Origin of the sequence: Steroidobacter sp., assembly GCF_016790065.1 — a bacterium.
Lineage (GTDB): Bacteria > Pseudomonadota > Gammaproteobacteria > Steroidobacterales > Steroidobacteraceae > Steroidobacter.
The window spans coordinates 1-10178 of the sequence record NZ_JAEUPY010000282.1; the positions used below are offsets into that span (position 1 = coordinate 1).

The window sequence follows — 10178 nt, forward strand, 5'->3', positions numbered from 1 at the left end:
CGGGTCGCCGGTCGCGCGTATAGCTCGTCGGGCTTACCACTCTCTAATAGACGTCCCAGATTCATCACGCCGATGCGGTCGGCGAGCGCGAACGCTTCTTCCTGGTCGTGGGTCACCAGCACGGTGGTGATGTTCAACTCACGCTGCACCTGGCGGATGGTTCGGCGCAGTTCTTCGCGGATCTTGGCGTCCAAGGCACCGAACGGTTCGTCGAGCAACAGCACCGGCGGCTTGTGCGCCAATGCGCGAGCCACGGCGACGCGCTGCTGCTGACCGCCGGACAGCTGGGTCGGCAAGCGGTCGTCCATGCCTTCCAGCGCTACCAGTCGCAACAGCTCCTTACGGCGCTCGCGACGCTCAGCCGACTTCATGCGGCGGACCTTGAGCGCGAACTCGATGTTCTCGCCCACGGTCATGTGGCGGAACAGCGCATAGTTCTGGAACACTAGGCCCACGCCACGCTGCCGGGCCGAGACATGGGTAACGTCGCTGCCGTGTAGGGCAATGCGGCCATGGTCGACGCCGGTCAAGCCCGCTATGGCGCGTAGCAAGGTGCTCTTGCCGCTGCCGCTGGGGCCGAGCAGGACGTAGAACTCGCCTTCGCCAACCTCGAGGGAGACGTCGTTGACGACCGGCGAGCCTTGATACCGTTTGGTGACTTGGTCGAGCGTGATGGACATAGGGGCCGGGAGCTTACCGGCCGGCAGTGATAAGGTCAGTAATCGCCGGGTTACAAAACGGTTATAACGTCAGAAGCGAACGACGCGCCGTTATCGCCAAAAGTTCTTAGCCGCGGCCTCATTCAGCGAGCAATTCTTTCATGGCGACCCTTCCCTCCTACGAAGCCCTCGGCAGTTTTTACCTGGGTCGGGAATACGATGCCGAGCGCGGCGCCGACCGCCCGGACGACCTGCTGCTCTACGACTCGCGGGATCTGACCACCCACGCGGTGTGCGTCGGCATGACCGGCAGCGGTAAGACCGGCCTGTGCCTGTCCTTGCTGGAAGAAGCGGCCATCGACGGGGTACCGGCCATCGCCATCGACCCCAAGGGCGACTTGGGCAACCTGCTGTTGAGCTTCCCCGAACTGCGGCCCGCCGACTTTGCGCCTTGGATCGACGCCGGCGCCGCGGCCCGCCAGGGTTTGCAGCCGGACGCCGCCGCCGCCAAAACCGCCGAGACCTGGCAGAAGGGCCTGGCCGATTGGGACCAGGACGGCGCGCGCATCGCCCGCTTCCGGGATGCCGTCGACATCGCGATCTACACCCCAGGCAGCGAGGCCGGTCGGCCTTTGTCCGTGCTTCAGTCGTTCGCCGCGCCCCCGGAGGAGTTGCGGCTCGATAGCGGCGCGCTGCGTGAACGGGTCGGCGCGACCATTGGTGGCTTGCTGGGCCTGGCCGGGATCCAGGCCGATCCCATCCAGAGCCGCGAACACATTCTATTGGCGACCTTGTTCGAGCAGGCCTGGAGCGCTGGTCGCGACCTGTCGTTGGCCGCGTTGATCCAAGGGATTCAGAAGCCGCCGTTCGAGCAGGTCGGGGTGTTCGACCTGGAGACTTTCTATCCCGCCAAGGAACGCATGCAGTTGGCGATGGCGCTCAACAACTTGATCGCCTCGCCGAGCTTCGCTCCTTGGATGAAGGGCGAACCGCTCGATGTGCAGAAGCTGTTGTTCACCGCCGATGGCAAGCCGCGCATTTCCGTGATCTCGATTGCGCATCTCGGCGATGCCGAGCGCATGTTCGTGGTGACCTTGCTGCTCGGCGAAATCGTCGCGTGGATGCGCAAGCAGTCGGGCACGTCGAGCTTGCGCGCGCTCTTATATATGGACGAGATTTTCGGCTACTTCCCGCCGAGCGCCATGCCGCCGTCCAAGTTGCCGCTGCTCACTTTGATGAAGCAGGCGCGAGCGTTTGGATTGGGCGTGGTACTGGCCACCCAGAATCCGGTCGATCTGGATTACAAGGGCTTGTCGAACGCTGGGACTTGGTTCATCGGGCGTTTGCAGACTGAGCGGGATAAGGCACGCGTTGTCGAAGGGTTGCTGGGCGCTGCCGGTGATGGATTGGACAAGGGTCAGTTGGAGAAGCTGCTCGCCAATCTGGGCAATCGCGTGTTCCTGATGCGGAATGTGCACGACGCCGCGCCGGTGTTGTTCAGAACACGCTGGACGCTGTCGTATCTCCGTGGGCCGCTGACGTTGCAAGAGATTGCGAAGTTGTCACGGCCTGGCACCAGCATTGACTCGCCGCAGAGTTCCCTCTCTTCTGCTCGCGCCGGCGCCGAATCGGCGCAACGCGCTGCTTCTCCGTACCCGGCGGAAAGCTCATCAATAAATTCTGCTGCTGCGGAAACAAGCCGAGATTCACGGCCCGCTGACAAGCCAGTCGTGCCCTCCGGAGTCTCCGAGCTCTATCTCGATTCGTCGACGCGAGGCGCAACGTATCTGCCTCGCGTGCTCGGCGTCGCACGCCTGCACTTCGTCGACAAGGCTGCTGGCCTCGACGTTTGGGAGACGCGCTCCCTGATTGCTCCGCTCGACAACAGCGAATCCAACGCCGACTGGGCGGAAGCCGACATCAGTGGCGATCTGCAGAAACAACTATCAAGCGAACCCGCATCCGGAGCGCAGTACGGGACAACACCCTCCGCGCTGCTCCGGGCTCAGAATTACAAGTCCTGGCAAAAAGAATTGGCGAGCCATCTCTACGCGACGGCGACGCTGCCCGTCTTCTACTGCCCTACGGCAGGCCAATCCGTCGCTCCAGGCACGAGCGAAGGTGACTTCCGCGCCAAGCTAGCTTTAGCCCTGCGTGAAAAGCGCGACGCGGAAATCGACAAGCTCAGAAAGAAGTACGCCCCGAAGCTGACCACTCTGCAAGATCAACTGCGCCGGGCCGATGATCGCATCGAACGCGAACGCTCCGATCTGTCACAGCACAAGATGCAAACCGCGATCTCCGTGGGGACGTCCATTCTTGGCGCCCTGCTCGGCCGCAAAGCTCTCAGTGTGAGCAACGCTCAACGCGTCGGCAGTGCGGCGCGCAGCGCAGGTCGCCTCGGCAAAGAAAGCGGCGACGTCGGTCGAGCGGAAGAGAATCGTGAAGTGATCGAGCAGCGTCTGACCGACATGCAGAGCGAGCTCGAAGCCGAAGTCGCGCGCCTTCGCAACGACCTGGATCCGGCGAACGTGACGATCGAACAAACATCGGTCAAGCCACGCAAGACCGACATCGACGTCAAAACTGTCGCACTCGTCTGGGTGCCCCAAGGCTAAGCAACTTGCCAACCCCCTCTCTCCGGCCGGAGAGAGGGGGTAGTGCTCAACTATTGAGCGTCCGAAGCAACCTGCGATTGGTTGTCGGTGAAGATCATCTCGACGCGGCGGTTCTGCTGGCGACCCGCGGCGTTGTCATTGCTCGCGACCGGGTAACTTTCGCCCTTACCCAGAGCCACGATCTGATCCGAACGCACGCCACGCTCCAACAAAGCGGTCTGCACAGCGGTGGCGCGACGCTCAGACAACGCTTGGTTGTAATCATCGGCGCCGACGCTGTCGGTGTGGCCTTCGATCATTACCTTTCGGTCCGGCGCTTCTTTCAACACGGTGGCGAGTCGATCAACCGTCGTGTATGCGCCGGGCTTCAATGTCGCCAGACCGGTATCGAACAGCACGTCGCCCAGGGTCAGCACCATGCCTCGATCCGTCTTCTTCGCCTTCAAAGCCGCCAGCTCTTGCTCGAGCGTGCTGGCTCGCTGCTCAGCAAGTTGTGCCTGCTGTTGAGCGGACTGAGCCTGAGCTGCGCGACGACGCGATTCAGCTTCACGCGCTTCGATCAACACCGCCTGTCGCTCAGCCGTGCCCTTCTCGATCTCTTCCTGAGCTTGCGCGGTCAGAATCTTCTCATTGGCAATCTGCGCATTCCGCGCGGCGACCTGCGCTTCGAACTGAATGTCACCTATCTTGCCGCCGCGATCCGCCAGCTTGTTGGCACGATCCAGCGACTTGCGCGCTTCGGCGACATTGCTGGCTGCCACGCCGGCACGCGGTGAAGACTCGACTTGTGGCACGACAGCTCGCGCTACTTCCAACTCTTCGACCCGATTTGGAGTCGAACTACAGGCTGCCAACAAGCCGGCAACCGCAGCAGTCAACAACACATTGTATGCACGTTTCATGTCTAATCTCCGGTGGTTAACGCAGTTGTGCTGTCAACCATCACTGATCGTTTGCCACAGCGCCGCGGGCCGCTTCTTGACGCAGAGTTTGAATGCTGGCCAACACTTCATCGGCCGCCTTACGCGCCGATGCGCTTTGTGACTTCGAGATGGCTAGCTCGGCATCGAGCTGCGCCAACTGCGCGTAACGCTCGGCCTTCTGGCTTTCCTTCTTGTTCAAAGCCGCTTTGGCTTGTTCCAAATTGTCCTTGGCACGTTGCAGTTCGATGGCGCCGGCTTCCGAGCGGCCCACCGCTTGCTGTGCCTGCTGATACGAAGATTCGCTGCGCGCCACGCGCTCCTTCGTTACTTCGGACACGCTGCTGCAACCCGCCAGCAAGCTAACGGCCAACATGCCGATGATGGGCAGTCCGGCCCGGAAAGTCGGGATTCTCATAGCGCCTCCAAGTCGTCGTTCTACAGATTCAGTGGTCCGAAAACGCGCGATTCGTCAGCGCGGTTCCCGTGACGTCGAGCGACTGTTTCGGGGCGTGTCAAGTCTGGCGTCGTTACATTCGCTTCAGTTGCAGTCCGCAGGCAGACGCCCGACACTGCCGCCCTCTCGCGGAGGATGCATGCGCATAGCGGCTTGGAGTTCGGCCCGTTCGACGATATCGCCCCTGGTTCTGGCCGGTTTGCTGGCAACCTTGGCGGCGTGCGGCAGGCCGGTAGATGAACCACAAACGGGCACCTACCGCGCCACGCTCGAATTGCCGGGTGGCGTTGCGCCGGTCGGCTTGGAAGTATCAAAAGTAGACACTGGCTTCGTGTTGTACTTAGTGAATGCAGCCGAGCGCACTCGCGTCGACAACGTGACGCTCAAAGAGGGCGAGCTCGCGGCAACCTTCCCTGGCTACGAAAACACACTGCGCGCCAAAATGTATCGGGATCGCCTCGAAGGCACTGTCACGCTGATCAAGGCCGACAGTAAGGAACAAGTGATTCCGTTCCAGGCGACGCGCGGCGACAGCTATCGTTTCTATAAAGAAGCGCTGACCGACAACGCCGATCTCGCCGGTCACTGGGAAATGACATTGACCAGCGATGGCAAAACCACCGCGGCCGTCGCCATCTTCGAGCAGCAGCACGATCGGGTCACTGGCACGGTGATGACGCCAACCGGCGATCATCGTTATCTGGAAGGTCAAGTGCATGGCGACGAAGCGCAGCTGTCGACGTTCGCCGGCGGCCTGGCTTATCTATACAAACTCAAAGTGAACAAAGCCGGCGATCTGGAAGGCGAGATGTGGCAAGGCCTGGCGTCGCACTCGCAGGTGAAGGCCAGCCGCAATGACAATGCCACCCTGGACGGTATCGGGCCCAGCACTCAACTCAAAGATCAAACTTCCGGCTTTGACTTCACGTTTCGCGATGTCGACGGCAAGGAAGTGTCGCTGCACGATGAAAAGTTTCGCGGCAAGGTCGTCGTGGTCACGCTCGGCGGCAGTTGGTGCCCGAACTGTCACGATGAAGCGATGTTTCTGGTGCCGTTCTATAAGGAATATCAGCCCAAGGGCGTAGAGATCGTCGCGCTGATGTTCGAGCGTCACGGCGAATTCGAACGGGCCGCGCAAGCCGTGCGGGGTTATCGCAAAGATCTGGGTATCGAGTTCACCACGTTGATCGCTGGCGTTTCGGACACCGACGAAGCAAGCAAAGCGCTACCGACGCTCACCGGCGTTTATGGTTATCCGACGACTCTCGTGGTGGATCGAACCGGCAAGGTGCGGGACACACACGTCGGATTCTCGGGACCGGCGACCGGCAAACACTATGAAGACTACGTGGCAGAGTTCACTGCACTGATCGAGCAACTGCTGGCAGAAACTCCCGCGACGACTCCAGCGTCGGGGGTTTAGCGTTTGGCGCGCGCCTCGTAGGCTTTGTCGATCAGGAACGCGTGTATCGCGTGCGCGTCCACTTCACTGATCTCATTTGCAAAGCTCGCCATGCCGCGGCTGGCGAGTGCACCCCGCAGGACGATCTCGTCGAAGATTGCGTGTTTACCTTGAGGCAACCGCAATAGGTTGGGATAGCCGCTGGGTGCATCATCCAGCACATGGCACACACCACAGTGCTGCCCAAACAATAACCCGCCGTGTTGTAACGTCGCAGCGTCTGCTGGCATGCGCTCCGGTAGCGGCGGAATGTTCGCGTTCCAATCCTTCTCCGACGGCACCGGCACTTTGCCACCCCCGAGCTTGAACGTAACGATGCGACCAGCATTGCCGTACTTGCGTGCGGCTGAGCCTTCCAAGAATTCATCCAGCTGCGCGCCGCCATAACCAGCCAATACCGAAATGAATTGTTCGCCATCGACGGCGTAGCTGACCGGCGCCGCCATGATGCTGGTGCCGACCAACACTTCTGCAGCGAGCTTGCCGGTGTCTGCGGCGTACGCTTTCAAGTAACCGTCGGTCGTACCTTGGAACACCAAGTTGCCGGCGGTTGCCAACAAGCCGCCGTTGTAGAACCAGGGATAGTCGACGCGCCACACTTCGCGCTGGGCAACTGGATCCCACGCCTTCAACGCACCTTTGCGTGTCATCACTGCGCCGTCGCTAACTTGTGTCGCGTATTCAACAACGCCTGCACGACCAGTGTTGAACGAACGCCGTGGGATGTATTTGTAGTCGGGATCGGCGGCGAAGTACGCCGTGCGATCCAACGTCGGGATATAAACCAAGCCGGTTTTGGGACTGAACGCCATCGGGTGCCAGTTGTGTCCGCCGAACGGACCCGGCGCGACCCGCTGGGCTTGCTTGGAATAATCACCTTGACCGGTGGGTACTGGCCGACCGGTCTTCAAATCGACGTGACTGGCCCAGTTCACCTCGACATATTTTTCCGCCGACAACAGCTCGCCGGTGGCGCGATCCAGTACATAAAAGAATCCGTTCTTGGGCGCTTGTAACAACACCTTGCGCGTAGTGCCGCCGATCTGCAGATCAGTGAGGATGATGTGTTGTACGGCTGTGTAATCCCACGACTCGCCGGGTGTGGTTTGGTAATGCCACGCCAGTCGGCCAGTGTCAGGATTGATGGCCAGAATGGAGCTCAGATAAAGATTGTCGCCGCCTTTGGGGCTGCGCACCGATTGCGGAAACGGACTCGCGTTACCCGTGCCGACGTACAACAGATTCAGCTGCGGATCGTAGGCCATCGAATCCCAAGCCGTACCACCGCCGCCGGCTTCCCAACGACTGTTAGGATCCCATGTCTTGGCCGCTGCTTCGAGCTCGGGATGTTCGAACGGAAGTTTGGGATCGCCCGGTACGGTGTAGAAGCGCCACGCCATCGCGCCGCTCTCAGCGTCGTACGCAGTGATGTAACCGCGCACGCCCATCTCAGCACCGCCGTTACCGATGATGACTTTGCCGCCCGCGATACGAGGCGCGCCGGTAATCGTGTAAGAGCGCTCGCGATCGACGAATGTGTCCTGACTCCACAATTGCTTGCCGTTATCGGCATCGAGCGCGATCAGTCGGCCGTCGAGCGTGCCGACATACACTTTGCCTTGCCAGACGGCGACACCGCGATTGACGACGTCACAGCAAGCATTGCGTGCCCACTGACCGTCGACCTTGGGATCGAACAACCACAATTCACGACCAGTGCGCGCATCCAAGGCGTACACCTTGCTCCAGTTGCTGCTCGTGAACAGCACGCCATCGACGACCACCGGCGTCGCTTCCAGACCGCGTTCGGTCTGTAAGTCGTACTGCCAGGCAAAGCCCAGCTGTTGCACATTGTCGATGTTAATCTGCTCGAGCGGTGAGAAGCGTTGCTCGCCGAAGGTGCGGCCGGTGGTGAACCAGTTCTGCGGCTCGGCGTCGGCGGCGATGACGCGTGCCTGATCGACGCGTCCATACGGCGTCTTGGGAGCAGCCGGTGCCGCGGGTTCTTGCTGTTTACTGCAGCCAGCGAGCTGGATCGCTCCGGCTAACAGCAACGCTCGCACGCACCAACGCCCCAGCACTCTCATTGGTTTGTTATTCCATCATGGTCGCGCGACGCGGCTCGCGCATGAACAGAGCCGTCGCAAAGGAAACCGCGCAGACCGCCGCCACGTACCAGAAGTAAATCTGTTCCTGGCCAGCCTGCTTACAAAGCAACGCGATGTACTCGGCCGAGCCGCCGAAGATGGCGATGGAAATACTGTGCGCCAACCCGACGCCGAGCGCGCGGATGTGCTGCGGAAACAGCTCAGCTTTGAACAAGCCGCTGATCGAGGTGTACAGGCTGAGAATGGTCAGCGCCAGCAACACCAGCAGGAATGCCATCCCCGCGTCCTGAACTTTGGACAAGGCGTGCAAGATAGGCACGGCACTCACCGTCATCAGGCCGGCAAAGAACAACAAACATTTGCGACGGCCGATGCGGTCGGACAACGCACCCATGGCCGGCTGTAACAACATGAAACCCAGCATGGCCGACAGCATCACGTTGCTGACGGTCTTGATCTCCATGCCGGCGGTGTTCACCAGGAACTTCTGCATGTAGGTGGTGAACGTGTACAGACACAAGCCGCCGCCGGCGGTCAGCGACATTACGACGAACAGCGCTTTGGGATGACGGAACAGCGCGAGCAGGCTACCTGCTTCGGCGGACTTGGCAGTCTTGTTGTCGGTGGTCTCGTGCAAATGATTACGAAGCAACAGCACCGTGAATGCCATGACCGCGCCGATGGCGAAAGGAATGCGCCAGCCCCACGCGCGCAAGTCAGCATCGTCAAGCAACTGCTGAAGCGCGACCAACGTGAGCAACGCGCACAGCTGGCCGGCAATCAAAGTCACATACAGGAACGAAGCATAGAAACCTCGACGCGCATCGGCAGCCACTTCACTGAGATAAGTGGCAGCGGCGCCGAATTGACCACCGGTCGAGAAACCTTGCAGCAGCCGCGCCAACAGCAACAACGCGGGCGCCCAGGCTCCGATGCTGGCATACGTGGGCAATGCGGCGATCAGCAACGAGCCGGCGCCCATCAACAGCACCGACGCCACCAACGCCGCGCGACGACCATGCCGATCGGCGAAGCGGCCGAAGTACCAACCACCGACCGGGCGAATCAAAAAGCCGACGGCATAGATGCCGGCCACGTTCAGCAGCTGCGCCGTGCGATCGCCCTCTGGAAAGAAGCTGGCGGCGAAGTACAGCGCTGTGAACGCGTAGATATAAAAATCGAACCACTCGATCAGATTGCCTGCCGAGCCGGTGGCGATGGCAGCCAAGCGCTGCCGATGACTGAGAACGATGCTCACGATCTGACCGGACCGCGCGCGATGCCTTGCGCGAGCAGTTCGTCGATCTCAGCAGCGGAATAGCCGCACTCCTTCAACACGATTCGCGTATCCGCACCCAAGCCAGGCGCGGGAGAGTCGCTCTTAGGCGCGATACCGTCGAACACCACCGGCTGCGGCAACATGCGTTTGATGCTCGGCGGATAGCGATCGCCGACGTGGAAAAAATCGACGTCGTGCAAGTGCGGATCCTCCAGCAGATTTTCCAACCGGTTCACTACCGAACAGGGAATATCCAAGCGCTCCAGGGTTTCCAGCCAACTGGCCGAAGCACGTTGCGGCAACACGCTGGCGATCACGCTGTACAAATAGTCGATGTGCGAGTGCCGCCCGTCGGCCTGATGAAACCAAGGTTGCTCGAGCACGTCGGCACGCCCGGCTTCGATCAAGAAACGCCGCCATTGTTCGCCGGTGTAAGGCAGCACTGCGATCCACCCGTCCTGGGTGCGATAAGGACGACGATCGGGCGACAGCACCCGCGAGTAACCGACCTTGCCGTTCTCCTGGAAGGTGGCGGCCGCGAGATGTTCGTTGAGAATGAAAGACGTCAGCGCTTCGAACATCGGCACTTCGACTCGCAGCGCTTCTTGCCGGCCGTTGGCGCGAGCTACCAGGGCAGCGAGAATGCCGTATACGGCGTGGAGCGCCCCGACCTTG

8 protein-coding genes are annotated in these 10178 nt (G+C 60.9%); 2 read left to right on the forward strand and 6 right to left on the reverse strand.

Annotated features, from left to right (window positions below):
- On the reverse strand, nt 1-680 hold a 680-nt coding region (locus JNL55_RS12080), incomplete at its 3' end, for an ABC transporter ATP-binding protein (protein WP_293853124.1).
- Between the two features lie 140 nt (nt 681-820).
- Here JNL55_RS12080 and JNL55_RS12085 point away from each other — a divergent pair.
- Nucleotides 821-3277 carry an ATP-binding protein gene (locus JNL55_RS12085; protein ID WP_293853127.1) on the forward strand — a complete coding sequence of 819 codons (2457 nt, stop codon included), beginning with the start codon at nt 821-823 and terminating at the stop codon, nt 3275-3277.
- Nucleotides 3278-3327: 50 nt separating this feature from the next.
- Here the strand turns inward: JNL55_RS12085 and JNL55_RS12090 are convergent, their stop codons facing one another.
- Together JNL55_RS12090 and JNL55_RS12095 are read right to left on the reverse strand one after the other, a co-directional pair.
- Complete coding sequence (locus tag JNL55_RS12090) at nt 3328-4179, reverse strand: OmpA family protein (protein ID WP_293853129.1); 852 nt, start codon at nt 4177-4179, stop codon at nt 3328-3330.
- A gap of 40 nt (nt 4180-4219) precedes the next feature.
- The gene (locus JNL55_RS12095) at nt 4220-4615 is read right to left on the reverse strand and encodes a DUF4398 domain-containing protein (protein ID WP_293853131.1); all 396 of its coding nucleotides are present in this window, start codon (nt 4613-4615) and stop codon (nt 4220-4222) included.
- A gap of 178 nt (nt 4616-4793) precedes the next feature.
- On the opposite strand from JNL55_RS12095, the gene JNL55_RS12100 reads away from it, so the two are divergent.
- The gene (locus JNL55_RS12100) at nt 4794-6077 is read left to right on the forward strand and encodes a peroxiredoxin family protein (protein ID WP_293853134.1); all 1284 of its coding nucleotides are present in this window, start codon (nt 4794-4796) and stop codon (nt 6075-6077) included.
- Here JNL55_RS12100 and JNL55_RS12105 read toward each other — a convergent pair.
- The 3 genes from JNL55_RS12105 to JNL55_RS12115 form a co-directional block, all read right to left on the reverse strand.
- The gene (locus tag JNL55_RS12105; protein ID WP_293853135.1) at nt 6074-8203 is read right to left on the reverse strand and encodes a PQQ-dependent dehydrogenase, methanol/ethanol family; all 2130 of its coding nucleotides are present in this window, start codon (nt 8201-8203) and stop codon (nt 6074-6076) included. The genes JNL55_RS12100 and JNL55_RS12105 overlap by 4 nt on opposite strands.
- A 7-nt stretch (nt 8204-8210) precedes the next feature.
- Complete coding sequence (locus JNL55_RS12110) at nt 8211-9482, reverse strand: MFS family transporter (protein WP_293853136.1); 1272 nt, start codon at nt 9480-9482, stop codon at nt 8211-8213.
- On the reverse strand, nt 9479-10178 hold a 700-nt coding region (locus tag JNL55_RS12115; RefSeq protein WP_293853137.1), incomplete at its 5' end, for a CoA transferase. The genes JNL55_RS12110 and JNL55_RS12115, both read right to left, overlap by 4 nt.

Excerpts from the sequence above, each read along its gene's own strand:
- JNL55_RS12085 (WP_293853127.1), top strand. The coding sequence starts at position 821 with ATGGCGACCCTTCCCTCCTACGAAGCCCTCGGCAGTTTTTACCTGGGT.
- JNL55_RS12105 (WP_293853135.1), bottom strand. The coding sequence starts at position 8,203 with ATGAGAGTGCTGGGGCGTTGGTGCGTGCGAGCGTTGCTGTTAGCCGGA.
- JNL55_RS12095 (WP_293853131.1), bottom strand. The coding sequence starts at position 4,615 with ATGAGAATCCCGACTTTCCGGGCCGGACTGCCCATCATCGGCATGTTG.
- JNL55_RS12100 (WP_293853134.1), top strand. The coding sequence starts at position 4,794 with ATGCGCATAGCGGCTTGGAGTTCGGCCCGTTCGACGATATCGCCCCTG.
- JNL55_RS12090 (WP_293853129.1), bottom strand. The coding sequence starts at position 4,179 with ATGAAACGTGCATACAATGTGTTGTTGACTGCTGCGGTTGCCGGCTTG.